Source organism: Paraburkholderia bryophila (assembly GCF_003269035.1).
GTDB lineage: Bacteria > Pseudomonadota > Gammaproteobacteria > Burkholderiales > Burkholderiaceae > Paraburkholderia > Paraburkholderia bryophila.
Map to the genome: position 1 here is coordinate 320,759 of NZ_QLTK01000005.1, position 19,751 is coordinate 340,509.

Consider the following 19,751-nt stretch of genomic DNA (forward strand, 5'->3'; position numbering starts at 1 on the left):
GCTTAATACTCCACTAATTTTCTTTCGTCGGGCGCTTTCGCGTCGGGTTCGATAGCCGCGTGCAGCATGTCGTCACGCTTCGCGTAGCCCGCGAACGCCGCGGCCAGCAGCGCGTCCTGGGTCCAGGCGCCGCGCTCGAACAGACCGGTCATGCGGCCGGCCGACATCACGCCGATCCGGTCGCAAATCGACATCAATTCGCGCAGATCGCTCGACACCACCACGAGGGCGCGGCCTTCCCGCGCCAACGCGCCCATCAAGGCATAGATGTCGAACTTCGCGCCGACGTCGATGCCGCGCGTCGGTTCGTCGAACAGCAGCACCGAACAGTGGCGCGCGAGCCAGCGGCCGATCACCACCTTCTGCTGATTGCCGCCGGACAACTCCGACACGGGCTGCGCCGGTCCCGCGCTACGAATGCGCATGGCGTCGATCTGCCGGGTGGCCAGCGCCGCCTCGCGGCGGCCGTCCACCACGCCCTTGCTCGACACCGAGCGTAAATGCCCCAGCGAAATGTTGGCCGCGATCGGCTGGCTCAGTAACAACCCCTCGCCTTTGCGGTCTTCCGTAATCAAGGCGATGCCGTGCTTCACGGCATCCGCCGGCGACGAGATCGCCACGGGAACGGGTGCATTGCCCTGGCGCCCAATCGACACCGTGCCGGCGTCCGCGCGATCCGCGCCGTAGACGAGCCGCAGCAATTCCGTGCGCCCCGCGCCGATCAATCCGCTGATGCCGAAGATTTCGCCCGCCTTGACCTCGAACGAGACATCGCGCACCACCGGTTTGCGGGTCATCCCGCTGACCTTGAACGCCACCTCGCCGATACGCCGCTCGCCCAGGTCGATCCGCTCGCCGATATCGCGCCCGACCATCAGCGTGACGAGGCGATCGGTCGATAGATTCGTCATTTCGTCGACATGCACCAGCCGGCCGTCGCGCAACACGGCGGCACGCCGCGAGATCCGCTTCAATTCTTCGAGCCGGTGCGAGATATACACCAGCGCCACGCCCTGCGCCTTGAGCCGCTCGACCTGCTCGAACAGCAGATCCACTTCGCGAGCGGTCAGCATGGCGGTGGGTTCGTCGAGAATCAGCACGCGGCAATCGCCGATCAGATTGCGGGCGATCTCGACCATCTGCTGATGCCCGATGCCCAGGGTGCCCACCAGCGTGTCGGGATCGATCGCGTCGAGCCCGACCTGCGCCATGGCATGGCGCGCGTCCTCGCGCAATTTAGCGCGGTCGATCCAGCCGAACGGGCCGCGTCGCGGCAAGCGATTCAGAAACAGATTCTCGGCGACCGAGAGGGTCGGCAGAAGGTTCAGCTCCTGCATGACCATGCGCACACCGAGCGCTTCGGCGTCCTTGCGGCTGGCGGGCGCATACGCCGCGCCCGCCAGCGACATCGAGCCGGCAGTCGGCGTAACGAGGCCGCCGACGATTTTGGACAGCGTGCTCTTGCCCGCGCCGTTTTCGCCGGTCAGCGCGAGCACTTCGCCCGCGTACAGATCGAGCGAGACATCGGCCAGCACGGGCTCGGCATAGGTCTTACCGACGCCATGCACCCGTAACACGGGCGCGGCTTCGGCGACGGAGGGGATCGGAGTAGACATCAGAGTGATAAAACCGACAGATACCAGCCGGCGTGGCCGCTCGACGGAGCCGCCACGCGCAATGCCAGTCTTATTTGGTAACCAGATCGACCGGCGTTTCGACGACGCCCGACAACTCGGATTGCTTCTTGTGTTCGGCGAGCGCCTTCAAAGCGGTGTCGATACCGAACACAGCCTGTTTCGCGGCGTACTGATTGGCGGTCGCGAGCACGCGGCCGTCGGCCAGCATCGGCTTGATCGCGTTGATGTCGTCGTAGCCCACCACCTGCACCTTGCCCGCCTTGCCGGCCGCGCGCACCGCAGACACCGCGCCGATCGCCATGTTGTCGTTGCCGCACAGCAGGGCCTTGACGTCCGGATTCGCGTTGAGGATCTGGCTCGCCACCGCGTTGCCCTTGTCGATCTCCCACTCGCCCGATTGCAGCGACACCACCTTCATGCCGCCCGTTGCCATGGCCTGCTTGAAGCCGGCGCTACGTTGCTGCGCGTTGGTGGTGGTCGACACGCCTTCGATAATCGCGACGTTGTCGCCCGACTTCAGGTGCTTCGCGAGATAGTCGCCGACTTTCTGCGCGCCCTTCGCGTTATCCGGACCGACGAACGGGATGTTCAGGTCTTTCGACTTGAGCACGTCCGTGTCCAGCTTGTTGTCGATATTGACGACGATGATGCCGGCGTCCACGGCCTTCTTCAGGACCGGCACCAGTGCCTTCGAATCGGCCGGCGCGATCACCAGCGCGTCGACCTTCGAGACGATCATCTGTTCGACGATACGAATCTGGTTAGCCGTGTCCGTCTCGTCCTTGATGCCGTTCGTGACGAGATCGAACTTCGTGGGATTCTGCTTCTGATAATCCTTCGCGCCGGTTTCCATGGTCAGGAAGAATTCGTTGGCGAGAGACTTCATGACCAGCGCGACCTTCGGCTTATGGGCGGCCTGAGCGAATGCCGACTGCATCGGCAAAATCGACACGGCGAGGAAAGCTGCGCTGGCTACGATGGCGCGACGGCGCGCCGGTTGGAATTGGCGAATCATTAGTGTCTCCGTGTCGCTCATTCGCTCTACTGCGAGCCCTTGAGTCGTGTGTTGTGCAGGAACGCCGCGCTTGCCGCCGCCTGCAAAAGCCCACATGGCTTTGCGCACGATAACCGACAAGCATGGCAAAACTAATCCTATCCTTGGGAAGTGGGTTATGCTATGCCAAATTTCAAAACCTAGCGTTTCAAAAATGGAACACGTCGATTGGGATGACCTGCGGATTCTGGTGGCGATCGCCCGTGGTGGGACCATGCGGGCGGCCGCTACCGCCTGCGATCTGAGCGCGCCGACCCTGTCGCGCCGGCTCACCGAACTCGAACGAAAGCTGGGCGAGCCGCTAGTCGACCGGGTGCCGTCGGGGTGCACCATGACGGCGTTCGGCGCCCGCGTGCTGGCCTGGGCGGAGCAGATGGAGGACCTGGCTCACAAGATCGAACGCGCCGCGGACGTGAACGGCGGCGCGGCCGCTCACGGCACGGTGAGGATCAATGCGGTCGAATGGCCGTCCTACATCCTGCTGAAACTGTTGGGCTCGTTTCAGGACCGGCTGCCCGGACTCGCGATCGAAGTGCTGACTTCGCGTCGCCCGTATAGCCTCGCACGGCGCGAAGCGGACATCGCGCTATGGTCGGAATGCCCCGAAGAGGGCGATCTCTACGTGCGGCGGATCGGCCGGATCCGCTTTGGGCTGTTCGGCTCGCGCGACTACTATCTGCGCCACAAGGCGGCGATCGCGAAGAAGGAGTGGGACAAGCTGTCGTTCGTCGGTTACGACGACCGGCAGCCCGACCATCCCGCCATGCAATGGCTAAAAACGCTGCCCGGCGCGCCGGCGCCGTCGCTGCGCAGCAGCTACGGCATGGGCGTGTTCGACGGCGTGCTGGGTGGTTCGGGACTCGGTGTGCTCGCGCAACTGGCGGGCGATACGACGAGCGACCTCGTTTGCGTGGAGAAACACATCAAGGCGCTCGATCAGGACGTGTGGATGGTGTTGCATCCGGCGCTGCGCGATAGCGAGCGCATCAGGACCGTAGCGAATCTGATCGCGGAGATTTTTCGTTAGGGGTGGGCTATAGCGTCGCCGTCACGCCGCCGTCCACGTAAAGAATATGGCCGTTCACGAAGTTCGACGCGTCGCTCGACAGAAACACCACCGCGCCCACCAGATCTTCCACCTCACCCCAGCGCTTTGACGGCGTGCGCCCGATCAGCCAGTTACTGAAGGTCTCGTCGTTGACCAGCGCCTCGGTCAATTCCGTCTTGAAGTAGCCGGGGCCCAGGCCATTGACCTGAATCCCGTGCTGCCCCCAGTCGATCGCCATGCCTTTGGTCAGCATCTTCACCGCGCCTTTGCTCGCCGTGTAAGCCGCGATGTTCGGCCGGCCTAGCTCGCTTTGCACCGAGCAGATGTTGACGATCTTGCCGCGCTTGCGAGCAATCATGTGCCGCGCGACCGCCTGGCCGACCAGAAACACACTGTCCACATTGGTCTTCATCAACTCTTCCCATTGCGTATGGGAAAACTGCTCGAGCGGCGCGCGGCGCTGCATGCCGGCGTTGTTCACGAGAATGTCGACCGCGCCTATTTCATCTTCGATCCGGGCAATCGCCTTTTCCACCTCGTCGGCGGAGGTCACGTCGAAACTCGCCGTATGAACGGTAGCGCCATCGTCACGCAAGCGGCTCTCGGCTTCCGCCAAACGTGCTTCGCTGCGCCCGTTCAGAATGACTTCGGCTCCCGCGCCGGCCAGGCCCTTTGCCAACGCGAACCCAATACCGGTACTCGAACCGGTAATCAGCGCGCGACGCCCCGACAGATCGAACATCTTCAGATTCGCGTTCAATTCAGCTCCTTGACGACGTTACGTCGTGAAGACACTCGCGGCCTTCACATGACCGTAGCCATCGTATCGCGCCCGCCGATATCACGCATGCTCGATCGCGGCGCCAGCTCGTTGCAGCAGGTCGGCACAGCGGTCGGAGAGGTTGTCGAACCTGAGCGTCTTGCCGGATTTCCCGTAGCGTTCAGCGAGGGTTTCGAGCGCGTCGATCGCGGAATGATCCGCGACACGGAGATACCTGCAATCGATCGTCACATCAGCCGGATCGTGCTGCGGCGTGAACAACGCCGCGAAGTTCGCGGTCGACGCAAAGAACAGCGTGCCGTGCGGTCTGTACGTCTTTTTACCGCGGTGCGTTTCATCGACGTCCGTGCGGATCTCGCGCGCGTGTTGCCACGCAAAATTGAGCGCGGCAATCACGATTCCGCACAAGACAGCAATCGCCAGGTCCGTGAAGACGGTGATCACCGTCACAGCCACCACGACCAGCGCGTCATTGCGAGGGACTTTGCGCAAGCTCCGCAGCGAACTCCACGCGAACGTCTGCTGCGCGACGACGAACATCACGCCCACCAGCGCGGCAAGCGGAATGCGTTCGATCAACGGCGACAGAAACAGGATAAACAGCAGAATCATCACGCCGCTCGTCGCACCCGAGAGCCGCGACCGTCCGCCCGAACTCAGGTTGATCATGGTCTGGCCGATCATCGCGCAGCCCCCTAATCCACCCAGAACACCGGACACGATATTCGCCACGCCGAGCGCCACGCATTCGCGATTGGGTTGCCCAACGGTTTCCGTGATGTCGTCGGTCAGATTGAACGTGAGCAATGTCTCCAGCAAGCCAACGATCGACATCAACACTGCATAAGGCAATACGATACGCAGTGTTTCGAGGTTCCACGGAACGGCCGGCAGATGAAACACGGGCAGACTGCCCGCAATGTGCGCCATATCGCCGAGATTGCGCGTCGGCAAGTGCATCGATTGGCTCAGTACGCCCACGCTGACAATCGCGACGAGCGCGGGCGGCACGGCCCTGGTGACGCGCGGCAGCAGATAGACGATCAGCATCGTCAGCACGACCAGCGCGCACATTACGGCTAGCGGCGTGCCGTGCAGCCACTGCACGCCCGACGGCGTCGCCGCCTTGAAATGCTCCAGCTGCGCCATCGCGATGATGATGGCCAGCCCATTGACGAAGCCGAGCATGACCGGGTGAGGCACCATGCGAATCAGTTTACCGAGCCGTAGCATGCCGAACAGCACCATCAGCAGGCCACCGAGCACCACCGTGGCGAGTAAATACTGCACACCGTGCTGCACGACTAGTGCGACGATCACCACGGCCATCGACCCGGCCGCGCCCGAGATCATGCCGGGCCGGCCGCCAAAAATCGCCGTCAGCGCGCAAATAATGAAGGCCCCGTAAAGGCCCATCAAGGGGTTGACCTGAGCGACCAGTGCAAACGCAATGCACTCGGGAACCAGTGCGAACGAGGACGTCAGGCCCGCCAGTACGTTCTGCCTGATATCGGAGAACCACTGCTCGTGGAAAGTTTCAATCTTCATCTAGGGGAATCGAAGCCAGAAAATGCGGGGCGCGGCGAAGCATGGCCGATCGTTGCGGGGGCATCGAGTCAAAACGCGAACGCACGATCCAAAAAAAACCGTGCGTGAGCGTCTCGGCAAATTTATGCGGACGCTGAGTTTACAACATTCCCCCACTACGCTCCCGCCGCCCGCCCCCACCACTTCGCAGCGCCCGCTCCGTCCGTCAACGCGACGCGGTGGCGCGATTCGCGTACGACGACTCCCAGCCACCGCCGAGCGCTTTACACAGCGTGATCAGATTCGCATCCGCCGTTGCCCGGCTTTGTTGCATGTTGCTCTGCGCGTCGAGCAACTGCTTCTGCACGTTCAACACGTCGAGATAGTCGAGCGCGCCGGCCTTGTAGCGTTGCTGCGCGACCGCCAGCGCGCGCTGGTTCAGCGTCACCACCTCCGCGAGCTTGTCGCGGCGCTGTTGCTCGGCATCGTAGGCAAGCAGCGCATCGTCCACCTCGCGCCAGGCATTGAGCACGGTGCGCCTGTAGACGATCGCGGCTTCCTGCTGTTGCGCTTCGCGCAGATTCAAGGTGCCCTTGAGGCGTCCGCCCTCGAAGATCGGCAGCGTGATCGAGGGTCCGACGACGAACTGCCCCGACGCCCAACTGGCGAGACTCGACAGTTGCAGGCTCTGCAGACCCGCGCTGCCGTTGAGCGAGATACGCGGATAAAAGTCGGCCTTCGCCATGCCGATCGAAGCCGTCGCCGCGTGCAGTTCCGCCTCCGCCTTTCTGATGTCGGGCCGGCGTTGCACCAGCTCCGACGGAAAGCCGATCGGCACCTGGCCCGGCAGTTCAGGCACGTCGTGCGCTTCGCCGAGCGTTGACTGAAGCGCGCCCGGCTCCTCGGCGAGCAACACGCCGATCGCATTGATCGTGGTCGCGCAGCGCGCTTCGAGCGTCGGGATCAGACTTTCAATCGACGCCGCCTGCGCCGATGCGTTGGCCACGTCGAGATCGGTCGTCACGCCTTCGTGGGCGCGGACCTGCGTGAGCTTTGCCGTGTTGCGAGCGATCTCCAGGTTTTGCCGCGCGATACGCAGCAGCGCCTGGGTATCGCGCAACTCGATATAGTCTCGCGCGAGTTCGGCACGGGCGGACAACAACACGGCGTTTCGATCTTCATAAGATGCATCGGTCAAAGCCGACGCCGCTTCCACGCCGCGCCGCACACGCCCCCAGATGTCGAGTTCCCACGAGGCGTCGAAACCCGCCTGATAGAGGTTGTAAGCAGGCGAGCCCGTGGAACCCGGCAACGGCGCGACGCCCAGCGGCGTCGCGCCCGAAGCGGATTGCGATTGCGCGCTGGTCGGGCTGACGCCGAGCAGGCCCAGAATGCCGTTCGGGCTGCCGCGTTCCCGGTCGTACGAGGCGGCGCCGTCCAGCGTGGGATATTCCGCCGCCCCGGCCACACGCCGCTCGGCACGGCTCTGGCGAAGTCGCGCTGACGCTGCGGCGACATCGAGATTCGCGTCGGCCAGTTGCTGTTCGAGCGTGTTCAACGTGGGGTCGTTGAACAGCGTCCACCAATCCTGATTGAAGCCTGCTTCGACGGCCTTGCTCGGTGCTTGCGCGGATTCGGTGCGCTCGAAGACTTGCGGCGGCGTGGCCGACGTGGGCGGTTCGAAATTCGGCCCGACGGTGCAGCCCGTCATGACGAGGCACGCGAGAATCTCCAACAGCAACGCGCGCAGAGAAAGTTCGCTCGTGTTCATTTTGCTTCTCCCGTTTCAGCCAAGGGTTCCACATGGCCGCCAACGGCCACTTCCGCTTCCACGGAAAGCCCCACGCTCAGCGCCGAGGCCGCCGCCTGTCCGCGGTCGATGGCGATCTTGACCGGCACGCGCTGCACGACCTTCGTGAAGTTGCCTGTCGCGTTGTCCGGTGCGATCGGCGCGAAGCTCACCCCGGTTGCGGGAGCGAGACTATCCACATGGCCGTGAATCACCACGCCGGGAAAGCTGTCGACCTTGATCCGCACGCTTTCGCCAGGCCGCATATGGGTGATCTGGTTCTCCTGGAAGTTGGCGACGACGTAGGCGTCCGACAGCGGCACGATCGCCAGAACCGGCGCACCGGGCGTCACGAATGCCCCGACCCGTGCGGAACGGCGCCCCACCTTGCCATCGACCGGCGCGTGAATCTCCGTGTAGGAGAGGTTGAGTCTGGCCTGCTCCAGCGCCGCCTCGGCGCGCGCGAGCGCGCCGGCCGCTTTGTCGCGCTGGGTGCGTAATACCGCCAGGTTCTGTTCGGTCGACGCCAGCGCGGCCTGGTCGTGCGCCTGTTGCGCAAGCTGCCCGGCGAGCGCGCTCGACGCGTGCTGCTGCTCCTGCGCCGTGCCCGCGCCCGCATCCGAGAGATTCTGGTAGCGCGCCGCGTTGGCGCGGGCAAACTGGATCGACGCGTCGTCGGCCTTGAGCGTGGCGCGCGACTGGTCGACGAGCGACGGTTGCCGCGCGATCTCGGCGTCGTAGTTTGCGACGGCGGCGTTCGCCGCAGTCACATCGGCTTGCGCACTCATCAACGCGGACCGGAAGTCGCGGTCGTCGATCCGCACCAGCAATTGGCCGGCTTTGACCGACTGGTTGTCGTCGACCAATACCTCGGCAATCTGCCCGGCGACACGCGGCGCGACGAGCGTGAAATCGGCCTCGACATAGGCGTCGTTGGTGGATTCGCTAGTCGAGCCGTGGACCAATCCTGTACAGGCCCATGCACCCACGCCGACGGCAACGGCCAGCGCGGCAATACGAATCATCTTGAGAGGAGAACGGGCAATGGTCGACATGATTTTCATCCCTTGGTGGGAGCAGAAGGCGTGCTGCACCACGGCGGATAAATACGCACAGGTAACACGGGCACGAGGAAAAGAAGCACGATGGCAACACCCGCCATCACGCGATAAAGATCCGCCGAGGTCAGCACCAGCGCCTGCACGTGGATGCGGTGGGCCAGTTCGCCGAGACCGTGCGCCGCGTCGATGTTCTGACTCGTCACCAGCGCATGATTGCCGAGGTGGTCCACGAGCATGGTCGAATGCAGACGTTCACGGCGTGTTCCCAAACCTTCGATCAGCCAGGTCGCCACGGCGGCGGAGAACGTCTTGAGCGAGTTGAACATGGCCGAAGCGAAGGGACCTTCGGTGGGCGGCAAGCCGGTCGTGACGCCCATCAGGATCGCCAGGATCACCATGGGCTGCGCGACGATCTGGATGGATTGCAGCCAGTAGAAGTTGTCGCGAATCCAGTCCGACGTCATGAAGCTTCCCAGCACGCAGGTGGTGGTCATGAGACACAGTCCGATCGCCATCACCCAGCGGTGATCGGCCCGCCGCAGGTTCAGCACGGCCGCCGTCAGCGGCAGCACGATCAATAGCGGAATCGCGACGAGCAAAGACAGGGGCGCGGTTTGCAGCGGCCGGTAGCCATGCACTTTGGCAAGATACTGGCCGGGTATCGCCGCCACACCAACCAGCAGGATCACCGCCCCGGCGAGCGTCGTCAGTCCATGTGCGAAGTTTCTACGCGACAGCAATTGCAGCTTGAAAAAAGGCAGCGGATGAAACCACTCGTTGACGAGGAACGTCACGAGCAACAACCCACCGCCGACGAACATGACACGAATGAATTCGGAATTGAGCCCGTCCAGACGATCGCATTGCAACAGGCCGGTCACGAGCATGGCCACGGCGGGAAATCCGGTCAGCAATCCGGTCCAGTTGAAGGCGCCGAGTCGTTCCAGTTTGAGCGGATCGGACGGCAGTCCCCACTGGATCGCCACGCAACTGATAACGCCGAGCGGCACGATTTGCCAGAACGCCATTTGCCAGCCGGCGTACTCGGTCCACAGCGCGGCAAGCGGTGTGCCGAGCGCCGGCCCGAAGGTCGCCGTCAGCGCGTAACCGGCGAGCCCGTACAGCTTCACTTTGGGCGGCAGGTAACGCAGCGCCACGATGATCAGCATGGGCGGCAGACACCCGCCGGCGATCCCCTGCATCGCACGCAACAGGTAGAGCATCAGCAGGTTCGGCGCGAACGGGCAAAGAATCCCCAGGAGCATCGTCGCGAGCACCGCGCCGATCGTGAATCGCTTGAGCGTGAAGGTGATCCCGAACCACGGTGCGAACACCATCGCGGTCACGTTGGCCGCCTCGAACAGCGTGGTCAGCCAGGTGCCGTCGTCATGGCCGATCGAGAGCGCGCCCTGAATGTCCGCCAGCGACTGGGCGGTGACCTGTTCGTTGAGAATGGCCAGCAATGACGCGAGCAGCATGCCGACCAGACCGGACGCGAGACGAGGGGTCAGCGCGGGCTGTTGGGCGGCAGACGGTGCGGGCGCTCCGGTTCCGGCCGCAAGCGCCGGCGCGGCTACCGCCGGCTGTGCGGCGGCCCGCGCTTGTGTACCCGTGGTCAGAAGGTTGCCGGTAGTCATGGGAACTCCTGTTGCTGCTCGTGTTTCGTGAGGATCGAGTCTCGATAGCGATGCGCCCCGCTCAAGCCCTGGGCTGTACTTCGGCGAAGTACTGCGGCGCTTCACGGCGATCGAACATGCCGTATTCCCGAACGATGCGTACGCTGCGCAGACGCGAGTCGCCCGTCATCGAACCGGTCTGTTCGAACGCTTCGAAGGCGGCCTGGTCGCGCCACGTCGCCACCACGATCACGTCGCCGGGCGTCAGCAGCGCGTCGAACACGTCCCATGAAACGAGACCCGGCGCGCCGATGTCGACGCCGAGCGATTTCGCCACCTGTGCCGCGCCGGCTTCCTTGAGCCACGCGGGCGAGCACTTTGCGTCGAGCAGCATCACCGCCGTGCCCTGACCCGTCTCCGTCACATCGAGGCGCTGCTCGAGCAGGACCTGGCCTGCGGGAATCTGCGTATCGCTGACCACCTGACCAATGCGCAGGCGATAGTCGGCAAACACCCGGTCACGCGCGGCCTGCTGAATCTTGTGATGCGTCGTCGTGGTCCGCCAGCGCACCAGCGATTTCTCGTCCCGCCAGCTCGACAGCGAAAGCAGCCAGCCGGCGCGGGTCAAACTGGCATAACGGGTGTTGTCGATAAAACCGTCGATCTTTTCGAGTTCGGGGCGCAGCATTCTGGCCATGCCGAGATAAGCGTCGAACTGTTCGGGGATAGGATTGACTTCGAGCATTGCGGAAAACATGGGGCACCTCTTTCATTGGGTTGGTCGCCGTATCACCGAGACCTTGCGACTGGCTTAATTGTGTTGGATCGATTGAATTTGCAGGCGTCCAAGCGAGTCGGTATTGGGCCAATGAGTGAGGGATTTTTGCCAACCGGTCGATCGATGCGTCGATCACCATCACCGGCCGAAAGAGTCTTTTTCGAACGGGTAAAGTCGGCGTATGGGCGCGAGATTCATCAGCGCCGAGCGCAGCGCATAAAATCAGCGCGTGTGAATCCGTTGAAAAAGGTGGGGAAGCGAAATGGACAAATTGCGGGAGATGGAAGTTTTCGTCGCTATCGTCGACCAGGGCAGCTTTACCGGCGCGTGCGAGAAACTCGGCCTGTCGGCGCCGGCGGTCTCGCGGGCGGTCAATTCGCTGGAGTCGCGGCTCGGCACGCCGCTGCTGGCCCGGACCACACGCTCGGTCCGTCCGACGGATGCCGGCCTGACCTACCTCGAAGCCTGTCGAAAAGTGCTCGACGTCATCACGGATGCGGAAGCCACCGTCGCGGCCGACTCAGCCAACCCCGTCGGCACGCTGACCATTTCCGCGCCGGTCCTGTTCGGCCAGCGGTTTGTTGCCCCGCTGGTCAACGCCTTCCTGCTGCGCTATCCGGACATCAGCGTCAACGCGGTGTACAACGATCGAACCACGCGGCTTCTGGAGGAAGGCGTGGATATCGCGATCCGCATCGGGCATCTCGGCGACTCGTCGACCTTCGCCATGCCGTTGGGTTTCGTGCGGCGCCGGACGTACGCCGCGCCCGCCTATCTGGCCGCGCATGGCGAGCCGCTTCACCCGAAGGATCTGGTTCAGCATCACTGCGTCTCTTTCACCGGCGTCTCGGCGCCGCTCGAATGGGTCTTTAACGAAAACGGCACGCGGCTGCCGGTCCGACTTCAGCCGCGGATGATCGTGGATCTCGGACCCGCCGCCATTCTCGCGGCCGTGGACGGCGTGGGGATCGTTCAGTTCCTGTCTTACCAGGCGGCACCGGAAGTGGAGAATGGCAAGCTCCAGCCGATCCTCGCCGCGTTCGAACCCGAGTCGACCCCGGTCAGCCTGCTTCATGTGGAGCGGCGAAGCACCAGCGGCAAGATTCGCGCTTTCGTGGAATTCGCGACCGAGACGTTGCGCAACAACGCGTATCTTCAGGGCGTGGACGCTACCGCCATCCGCGCTTCGCGATAGGCGGCGACCAGCGCGTCGAGGCTGAAGCCCCGGTTCAGTCCGCTGGGATTGGGCAAGACCCACGCGCACGCGCCGCCGAATCGCGCGGCCTGCCGCCCCCACTCCAAAGTCGGCGCGCCTGAGATGGCCGAGAACGCCATCTTCCCGAGGAAGGCAACGTGACGTGGCGCGCACTGTTCGATCTTCCGCTGAAAAGCGCCGGCCGCCAATTCGATCTCCGAACGCGACAAGTCCGCGGCCTGCGCGGTCGCCCTCGGGACGACGGTGGTGAGACCGTATCCATAGCGGAGCAGCGTGTGGTCGTCTTCGGGACGAATCTGTTCGGGCGTGAAGCCGGCCAGATGCAGGACGCGCCAGAAGCGGTTACCACGGCCCTCGAAGTGGTGACCGGTCGACGCAGCGCGCAAACCCGGGTTGATGCCGCAAAATACGAGCGACAAACCCGGTGCGAGCAGATCGGGAAGCGCGGGGAGCGCAGGGAGAAGGCCCACGTCGTTCACAGCGCGGAGAGCCCCTGAACAGCGGCATGTTTCGCGGCTCCGCTATCTGTTCGGGCCCGCGTACCTGCGTCGCCGCGAAATCGCTGCCGGTATTGTTTCGGCGTGACGTCGAGGCGTCGGGCGAAGGTCGTGCGCATATGCGTGGCGCTGCGGAAACCGCAATTGAATGCCACGGTCTTCAGCGGCGCGTCGGAGTCTTCGAGCAACTTTCGCGCACTGTCCACACGAACCTGTTCGACGAACGCGGACGGCGTCACCCTGGCATACTTCGCGAACACGCGCGAGAAGGTCCGCCGACTCACGGCCACCGCGCCCGCGAGTTGTTCGATCGACAGCGCATCGGTGAGATGCTCCGTCACGTACCGATACACCTTGCCGATGATCGGATCTTCGTCACGGCCCGCGCCGACGTACGGGCTGTATTGCGACTGGCCGCCTTCCCGCTGGATATAAACCACCAGACGTTTGGCAACCCGCACCGCCAGTTCGTGCCCCCAGTCTTCGGCGACCAGCGACAAACACAGATCGATCCCCGCCGTCACGCCCGCCGAGGTGAACAGACGCCCGTCGCGAACGAAAATCTTGTCGGGTTGCACGCTGGCTTGCGGGAATTCGTGAGCCAACCGTCCCGCGTCCGCCCAATGCGTCGTCACGTCCTTGCCGTCGAGTAGTCCCGCATGGGCCAGCACGAATGCACCGTTGCAGACCGAGCCGAAGCGTGTCGCGTGGTGCGCCTGATGTTGCAGCCACGTCAGAAACTCGGCGGACGGTCGGGCGTCGGGCAATTGCGGACCGCCCGCGACCAGCAGCAGGTCCCATTGCGTGTCGGTGTCCGCATAGCCGAACGACACGGCAAGCTGCATGCCGTTCGAACAGGTCACCGAGCCGGCGCGCATCCCCACAAGAGACACTTCATACCGTTGCTCTTTGGACAGGATCGTATTCGCTTCGGCGAACACGTCCAGCGGGCCCGCAACGTCGAGAGCCTGCGCACCGTCGAATATAACAATGGCGACTTTCATGCCGTGACCTTCGTGGAGTGGATTAGCCCGTTGCCGATAGCGGCGTGTCCGACCGACCGCCCCGAACGACCGGAGCGGCCCGGCCGGCCGCTATTTCCAAGCGACAGCCGAGCTTACCCCACTCGCCTGAAAACGGGCATACGGTAGCCGGCAAGAGTCTTTTTCATCCAGCCAGGCGTCGGCCCGCCGCGACGCCGTTGGCCCAAATCTCGTGCTGATTGGCCCGACATGGTCGGATTCAGCGGTTTCCCCTCTCACCCCCGCTGTTTAGACTTGGCTTCCATGGGCGCGGCCACAAGTGCCGCTCCCCAAGTTGAAACGTTCGGCTTCCATCGAGGTACCCGCTTATGTCCACGGTCGACGAAAATCTGATTCACAAGGCGCTCGCCAATCCGTTCCGGCGCGACGTGTTGCGTTGGTTGAAGACGCCCGACCGACACTTCGCGCGAGGCTGCATCGATCTGGGTCGCGGTGTGCCCGTCAATGCGATTCAGGCGCGCAGCGGACTGTCGCAATCGAACGTCTCGGCGCATGTCGCGGCATTGGTCGATGCGGAACTGCTGGTCGCCACCCGCGTCGGTCAATGGGTGTTTCTGACACGCAACGAAGCCGTGATCGACGCCTTCGCGGCACGGATCAGATTGCATCTGTAGCCGGCGCTCGCCATCAGTGCCCGCCCGCACCGGCGGCCGCCGCAGAGGCGTCCTTCGACGGTTTCGTGACCCAGATCAGCGGCACGATCGCAATGAAGATCACGCTCGATATCCAGAAGATATCGTTCAATCCGAGCATCGCCGCTTGCGCGTTCAACGAATGCTCGAAATACGCCATCGCCTGATCCGGACTTCCGCCCAAGGTAGCCTGCAATGCATCGAGTCCTTGAGTGAACACCGGGTTATTCACACTGGTCTGCTCGGCAAGTTGCGAATGATGCAGGATGGTCCGGTTGTTCCAGCCCGTGCTCACGAGCGAGGTGCCCACGGCGCCGGCAAACACCCGCACGAAGTTCGACAGGCCGGCCGCAGCCGGTATCCTGTTCGGTGCGAGACCCGACAGAATGATCGCGGTGAGCGGCACGAAGAACAGTGCGGTGGGAATGCCTTGCAAAAGCGTGGGCAAAACGAGCGTCCACGTATCCACGCCGGTTGTATAGTGCGAGCGCATGAAGAACACCGCCGCAAAGCCGACGAACGCAAGCGTGGCCAGCACACGGGCGTCGGACTTCGGCATGAGCTTCGCCATCACCGGCGCGAGAAGCACGGCGAAGATGCCGAGCGGCGCGGTCGCCAAACCGGCGTCCACCGAGCGATAGTCGAGGAAGCCTTGCATCCACTGCGGCAGGATCACGAGGTTCGAGAAAAACACCGCATAGGCAATGGAGATCGCCACGGTACCGCCGAGGAAATTGCGCCCCGCGAACAGGCGGATGTCGATGATCGGATTCTTTTCGGTGAACTCCCAGATCAGGAAGAACACGAAGCTGATAATCGCGAACACCGTCAGCGCAATGATCACCGGCGAATTGAACCAGTCGAGGTCCTTGCCTTTGTCGAGCATGATCTGCAGCGAACCGACCTCCCAAGGGGCATCCCTGTCCGCCGCGCATCCTTTACAGCGACTTTGCGGAAACGGCTATTGACGGAGGAGCTAGGTATCTTGCCGGGAGAGACGTGATTGACTCAGGGATGGCAAGACAACTTTTTGCCGGTCCTGATAGGAGCGCGGAGGTTTTCAACCAGCCACTCAAAATGACAGCCCGTAGTAACGGGACGTTCTGAGCGCGGCAAGTCAAGTTTCAAGATGCACGGAAGGTTCACACGAACACGGATGGACTTACTTTGTTGAAAGGGCCACTGGTAAGCGCATCCGGTATAGCGAGATAGCCTGTATCGCGAGCGCGCAGAGAATCGCGCCGCCGTAAGCAGCAGGCAAGTCCAACCGCATCAACGCGAGGCTCAGCACATAGAAAAAAGTGGCGAAGGCCGGCAGTCCTGTCACCATGCCGCGCAACACCTGCTGTGCAGCTGCATGGCCGATCATGCGATGAGAGAACACTGCAAGAATGATCGCCATGAACGGAAACGAAGCAATCACGCCGCTCGCTTTGGGCCCGACATAAGGCGCAAAGAGCGTCACACCGACCACGAGGCCGGCAATGAGCGCCATACGCGAGGGCAAGTCCCACCGCGGCGTCGCCAGCCGGCCGGTTCTGACCGCTTCGCTGGGGATGAGGTTGAGCGCAAGGGCGATGGCTAGCAGGGCGATTAGAAACAGGCCCCTTTGCGGCAGCGCGCTCCACTGCAGAAAGCCCGCCACCAACGAAAACGTCGCACCTGCGCCGGCGAAGGCCGTGGGCCATCCCCGCGTCGCCAGTTTGCAGTAAACAACGCAAAAGGCCGCTTGCGCAGCCGTGGCGACAAGCGACCCCGCCGTAGCCTGCGCCGCAAATGCAGATCCATGCTCCAGTGCGAGGAACACCGAGATCGGCCCCGACGTGAGCGGCAGCCCCACGAGCAACCCGCCGATCGCCTCGCCCCAGCGGCGAACTGCAAGGGTTGCAGCCAACAGCAGCAGCGGTGTAATGACGAGCTTGAAAACAAGATCCATGATTAGCGGTACCACTTCGGAAATGACAACTTTGAAGGACGCGCCAACGCGTCGCGTCTTAGAGGAAAGGCGAAATGTTCGCCAATGCGCGCGTCACGTAGGTCTCCTTCTCCCCCACCGGGGCGACATGGTTAAGCGCGTTGCGTGCGGCCTCGACGCTCTCCAGACGCGCGATAACCCAGGCCGCCAGATACTGCGATGCCAGGCAACCACCGGCGGTCGCGACGTTCTGCTTCGCCACGAACGGCTGGTTGAGCACCGCCACACCTGCCTCCTCGACCCACGGTTTGGTGGTCACGTCCGTACAGGCCGGAACGTCGTTCAGCAGGCCTAGCTTCGCGAGTATCAGCGTGCCCGAGCACTGCGCGCCGAGCAGTTGGCGCGTCGGGTCGAGCCTGAGTTGCGCCATCAACGCGGCATCCGCGACGACGTTACGGGTCCCTATCCCGCTACCCACCAGCACGGCGTCCGCTTCGCATGCCTCCGCGAGCGACGCTTGCCGCTCTATCACCACGCCGTTCATTGAACGCACTTTGTCCGTCGGACTGGCGATCGAAACTTTCCAGCCAGGCTTCTTGACCCGGTTAAGGATGTTGAGCGCGACCAGCGAGTCGAGTTCGTTGAAGCCTTCAAAGGTCAGAATGGCAATGTGCATGGCGCCCTCGGAGAGGTGGAGACGTTGTGTTATGCCATCGTAGGCCCGATAATCAATACAATCAAATAATTGTCATGGATACATTTAGACATGCCACAACCACGCTACAAACAGCTGGTCGACCGCCTCGCGGCCGACATCCGCGCCGGCCGTCTGCGTCCCGGGACGCGTCTGCCAACGCACCGCGACCTCGCTGCTCGCGAAGGCCTGGCGTTGGTCACGGCCTCGCGTGTCTACTCGGAGCTGCAGGATATGGGTTTGGTGAGCGGCGAAACCGGCCGCGGCACATTCGTCAAGGAGGCCCTTCCACGCGGACAGGGCATCGACCTGCATGCCTGGAGCGCGGAGACGGTCGACCTCAGCTTCAACTATCCGGCTTCGCCGGACCAGACTGATCTTCTGCGGGCGGCGCTGCGCCAGCTTGCGGCAGCGGGAGATCTGGAGTCGTTACTTCGATATCAGCCCCACGGCGGGCGCGAGCATGAGCGCGCAACGGCCGCGGCCCACCTCGGCAGCCGGGGGCTGGCAGCAACGGCCGAAATGACTTTGCTCGTCAGCGGCGCGCAGCACGGGCTGACGACGACCGCCATGGCGTTACTCGAGCCCGGCGACGTGGTGGCCGTGGACACGCTGACTTACCCAGGATTCAAGCTGGCCGCCGAGGCCAGTCGACTGGAACTTGCGCCGATCCCGGCCGCTGGGCACGGCCCAGATCTGGACGCATTGGCGGCCCTGTGCAAGCAACGGCGAGTCCGCGCCGTCTACACCATGCCGACGCTACACAATCCGCTTGGCTGGGTAATGAGCGCGACGCGACGTCGGGAGCTTGTTGCCATCGCCCGGCAACAGGGACTGATCATCATCGAGGACGGCGCTTACGCCTTCCTGGCTGAAGATGCTCCGCCGCCGTTAGCATCGCTTGCGCCGGAGACGACGGTCTATGTATCGAGCCTGTCGAAGAGTGTCGCTACGGGGCTACGCGTCGGCTTCGTCTGCGCGCCGAGCGAATGGGTTCCCAAACTCGAACGGGCGATCCGGGCCACGGTCTGGCACACCCCGGCGATCATGACGGGCATCGCCTGCGGCTGGATGGAAGATGGCACGGTGGCACGGCTTGAAGGAGATAAGCGACGGGATGCCGCGATGCGTCAGGGCCTCGTCGCAGACATTCTTAGCCGGCTTACAAGGGTCAGCCATCCCAGTTCCTACTTCGTGTGGCTGCCTCTCGCGCAGGAGCTGCGCGCGGACGAGATTGCGATGGCGCTGATCCGCGAGCGGATTTCAGTATCGACAGCCCAGCCATTCTCGACGTCGGCTCATGTGCCTCATGCCATCCGGTTGGCAATCGGGTCTGTGGATCTGGCCACGCTCAGGCGATCGCTGGAAGTAGTGGCCCGTGTTATCGCCGATAGGACCTACTGACCGGCAAACGCGCCAGCGCCTGCCGAACCGGCGCCAGAATTATTCAATCGATGCGCTGCAACACGCCTTGCGCTTCGAGCCTGGCCGCAAGAGCAAGCAACGCCGCATCTCTTCCCGCCGCATCAATCAACCAAAACTCTCCTGCAAACGAAGCATGCGTATTACCGCCTCCGACGCGCATGCACCCCCGCCGTCTGATATCGCGACGCGCACATCAGGGCGCGAGCGTCTGCGATCTTCAACGGCCGCCGCCGGTCACGGCTGCCCGAATGCCGCCGCAAATTCGTCTGAGTAGATTTCAGCCAACGCGACGCGCAATGCCGCCGCACGTTCTTCGCCATACACCGCTTCAAATCGGTTCTGAGCCTTGCGCCACAGGCGATTGGATTCGGTGAGTTTGGCTCGTCCGGCCGGCGTAAGCTCAACGCGGCGGCTCCGGCCATCTCCATTGTCGGGTCTCTGCACGAGATAACCGTCTCGCTCAAGTGGCTTGATGTTGCGCGCGAGCGCCGACCGGTCGAGCACCATCGCATATGCGAGTTCGGTCATGGTAGGGCTGCCCGCCCGTTCGATATGGACGAGGACCGATCGCTGCGCCGTACTGAGCCAGCAGGGCGCCAGCGCCGTGTCGTAAAGCAGCGAGAGCCGGCGCGTTGCCTTGCGCAGTGCGGCGCATCTTCAAAGGAGCCTATATTCTCAATGAGGGGCAGACGAAGTAGAGTGCGGAGTTGGCCATCGAACGCGGCGATGCAGACCTGGCAGCGTTTGGGCGCCCTTTTATCGCCAACCCTGATCTGGTGGAGCGCTTTCGACGCGGTGCGCCGCTCTATGCGGTCAACCCGGAAACCATCTACACGGACGATGAAGCCGGGTACAACGACTACCCGCTGCTAGACGAAACCGTGTGAACAGACGCATGAAGGGTGGCGTGCTCGCCACCCTTCATGGATGCACTGAAGCGCTTGTCCACATCGGTGCTCAAGGCGCCGCGCCATGCTGAAAGATGCGGACGAGGTCACGTTATCGACTGACTGGCCTGTCCGCGATTTCTGAACTGGT

At 63.2% G+C, this 19,751-nt stretch carries 19 protein-coding genes and 1 pseudogene; 5 read left to right on the forward strand and 15 right to left on the reverse strand.

Features of this window, described 5'->3' with window-relative positions; genetic code table 11:
* Positions 1–2: 2 nt before the first annotated feature.
* Together BX591_RS11830 and BX591_RS11835 are read right to left on the reverse strand one after the other, a co-directional pair.
* The gene (locus BX591_RS11830; RefSeq protein WP_111931441.1) at positions 3–1,616 is read right to left on the reverse strand and encodes a sugar ABC transporter ATP-binding protein; all 1,614 of its coding nucleotides are present in this window, start codon (positions 1,614–1,616) and stop codon (positions 3–5) included.
* A gap of 70 nt (positions 1,617–1,686) precedes the next feature.
* Positions 1,687–2,652, reverse strand: a complete 966-nt coding sequence (locus BX591_RS11835) for a sugar ABC transporter substrate-binding protein (protein WP_111931443.1) — start codon at positions 2,650–2,652, stop codon at positions 1,687–1,689.
* A 193-nt stretch (positions 2,653–2,845) separates the two neighbouring features.
* Here BX591_RS11835 and BX591_RS11840 point away from each other — a divergent pair, with 193 nt between their 5' ends.
* Positions 2,846–3,718, forward strand: coding sequence for a LysR family transcriptional regulator (locus BX591_RS11840; RefSeq protein ID WP_111931445.1), 873 nt, complete (start codon positions 2,846–2,848; stop codon positions 3,716–3,718).
* Between the two features lie 7 nt (positions 3,719–3,725).
* Here the strand turns inward: BX591_RS11840 and BX591_RS11845 are convergent, their stop codons facing one another.
* The 6 genes from BX591_RS11845 to BX591_RS11870 all read right to left on the reverse strand — a co-directional run bounded on the left by BX591_RS11845 (position 3,726) and on the right by BX591_RS11870 (position 11,270).
* Positions 3,726–4,481 carry a glucose 1-dehydrogenase gene (locus tag BX591_RS11845; protein ID WP_111931549.1) on the reverse strand — a complete coding sequence of 252 codons (756 nt, stop codon included), beginning with the start codon at positions 4,479–4,481 and terminating at the stop codon, positions 3,726–3,728.
* Between the two features lie 99 nt (positions 4,482–4,580).
* Positions 4,581–6,068 carry a SulP family inorganic anion transporter gene (locus tag BX591_RS11850; protein WP_111931447.1) on the reverse strand — a complete coding sequence of 496 codons (1,488 nt, stop codon included), beginning with the start codon at positions 6,066–6,068 and terminating at the stop codon, positions 4,581–4,583.
* A gap of 205 nt (positions 6,069–6,273) precedes the next feature.
* Positions 6,274–7,818, reverse strand: a complete 1,545-nt coding sequence (locus tag BX591_RS11855; protein WP_111931449.1) for an efflux transporter outer membrane subunit — start codon at positions 7,816–7,818, stop codon at positions 6,274–6,276.
* A complete protein-coding gene (locus BX591_RS11860; protein ID WP_111931551.1) occupies positions 7,815–8,891 on the reverse strand; it encodes an HlyD family secretion protein in 1,077 nt (358 codons plus the stop codon). The genes BX591_RS11855 and BX591_RS11860 overlap by 4 nt, the downstream gene beginning before the upstream one ends.
* A gap of 5 nt (positions 8,892–8,896) precedes the next feature.
* On the reverse strand, positions 8,897–10,534 hold the full coding sequence (locus BX591_RS11865) for an MFS transporter (protein WP_111931451.1): 1,638 nt from the start codon (positions 10,532–10,534) through the stop codon (positions 8,897–8,899).
* Positions 10,535–10,595: 61 nt separating this feature from the next.
* Entirely contained in the window at positions 10,596–11,270 is a 675-nt protein-coding gene (locus BX591_RS11870) for an antibiotic biosynthesis monooxygenase (protein ID WP_111931453.1), read from the reverse strand.
* Positions 11,271–11,553: 283 nt separating this feature from the next.
* On the opposite strand from BX591_RS11870, the gene BX591_RS11875 reads away from it, so the two are divergent.
* Complete coding sequence (locus tag BX591_RS11875; protein WP_111931455.1) at positions 11,554–12,486, forward strand: LysR family transcriptional regulator; 933 nt, start codon at positions 11,554–11,556, stop codon at positions 12,484–12,486.
* On the opposite strand, the gene mug is transcribed toward BX591_RS11875, so the two are convergent.
* Both mug and BX591_RS11885 read right to left on the reverse strand, forming a co-directional pair.
* Positions 12,447–12,977: a G/U mismatch-specific DNA glycosylase gene (mug, locus tag BX591_RS11880; RefSeq protein WP_111931553.1), complete on the reverse strand. Its 531-nt coding sequence runs from the start codon at positions 12,975–12,977 to the stop codon at positions 12,447–12,449. The two genes, BX591_RS11875 and mug, sit on opposite strands and share 40 nt — an antisense overlap.
* A 5-nt stretch (positions 12,978–12,982) precedes the next feature.
* Complete coding sequence (locus tag BX591_RS11885) at positions 12,983–14,008, reverse strand: GlxA family transcriptional regulator (RefSeq protein ID WP_111931457.1); 1,026 nt, start codon at positions 14,006–14,008, stop codon at positions 12,983–12,985.
* 347 nt (positions 14,009–14,355) lie between these two features.
* On the opposite strand from BX591_RS11885, the gene BX591_RS11890 reads away from it, so the two are divergent.
* Positions 14,356–14,661, forward strand: a complete 306-nt coding sequence (locus tag BX591_RS11890; RefSeq protein ID WP_111931459.1) for an ArsR/SmtB family transcription factor — start codon at positions 14,356–14,358, stop codon at positions 14,659–14,661.
* A gap of 13 nt (positions 14,662–14,674) precedes the next feature.
* Here the strand turns inward: BX591_RS11890 and BX591_RS11895 are convergent.
* The 3 genes and pseudogenes from BX591_RS11895 to BX591_RS11905 form a co-directional block, all read right to left on the reverse strand.
* A pseudogene (locus tag BX591_RS11895) lies at positions 14,675–15,583 on the reverse strand (efflux MFS transporter permease); the annotation flags it as partial.
* Positions 15,584–15,841: 258 nt separating this feature from the next.
* Positions 15,842–16,615 (reverse strand): hypothetical protein, encoded by a 774-nt coding sequence (locus tag BX591_RS11900; protein ID WP_111931461.1) that lies wholly within the window; start codon positions 16,613–16,615, stop codon positions 15,842–15,844.
* A gap of 58 nt (positions 16,616–16,673) precedes the next feature.
* On the reverse strand, positions 16,674–17,270 hold the full coding sequence (locus tag BX591_RS11905; RefSeq protein ID WP_111931463.1) for a DJ-1/PfpI family protein: 597 nt from the start codon (positions 17,268–17,270) through the stop codon (positions 16,674–16,676).
* A gap of 90 nt (positions 17,271–17,360) precedes the next feature.
* Here BX591_RS11905 and BX591_RS11910 point away from each other — a divergent pair, with 90 nt between their 5' ends.
* Positions 17,361–18,692 carry an aminotransferase-like domain-containing protein gene (locus BX591_RS11910; protein ID WP_111931465.1) on the forward strand — a complete coding sequence of 444 codons (1,332 nt, stop codon included), beginning with the start codon at positions 17,361–17,363 and terminating at the stop codon, positions 18,690–18,692.
* Positions 18,693–18,735: 43 nt separating this feature from the next.
* Here the strand turns inward: BX591_RS11910 and BX591_RS36445 are convergent, their stop codons facing one another.
* Both BX591_RS36445 and BX591_RS11915 read right to left on the reverse strand, forming a co-directional pair.
* On the reverse strand, positions 18,736–18,873 hold the full coding sequence (locus tag BX591_RS36445) for a hypothetical protein (protein WP_167444535.1): 138 nt from the start codon (positions 18,871–18,873) through the stop codon (positions 18,736–18,738).
* Between the two features lie 74 nt (positions 18,874–18,947).
* Complete coding sequence (locus tag BX591_RS11915) at positions 18,948–19,358, reverse strand: MarR family winged helix-turn-helix transcriptional regulator (protein ID WP_111931467.1); 411 nt, start codon at positions 19,356–19,358, stop codon at positions 18,948–18,950.
* 62 nt (positions 19,359–19,420) lie between these two features.
* Here BX591_RS11915 and BX591_RS11920 point away from each other — a divergent pair, with 62 nt between their 5' ends.
* Positions 19,421–19,600 (forward strand): hypothetical protein, encoded by a 180-nt coding sequence (locus BX591_RS11920; RefSeq protein ID WP_420849366.1) that lies wholly within the window; start codon positions 19,421–19,423, stop codon positions 19,598–19,600.
* Positions 19,601–19,751: the final 151 nt, after the last annotated feature.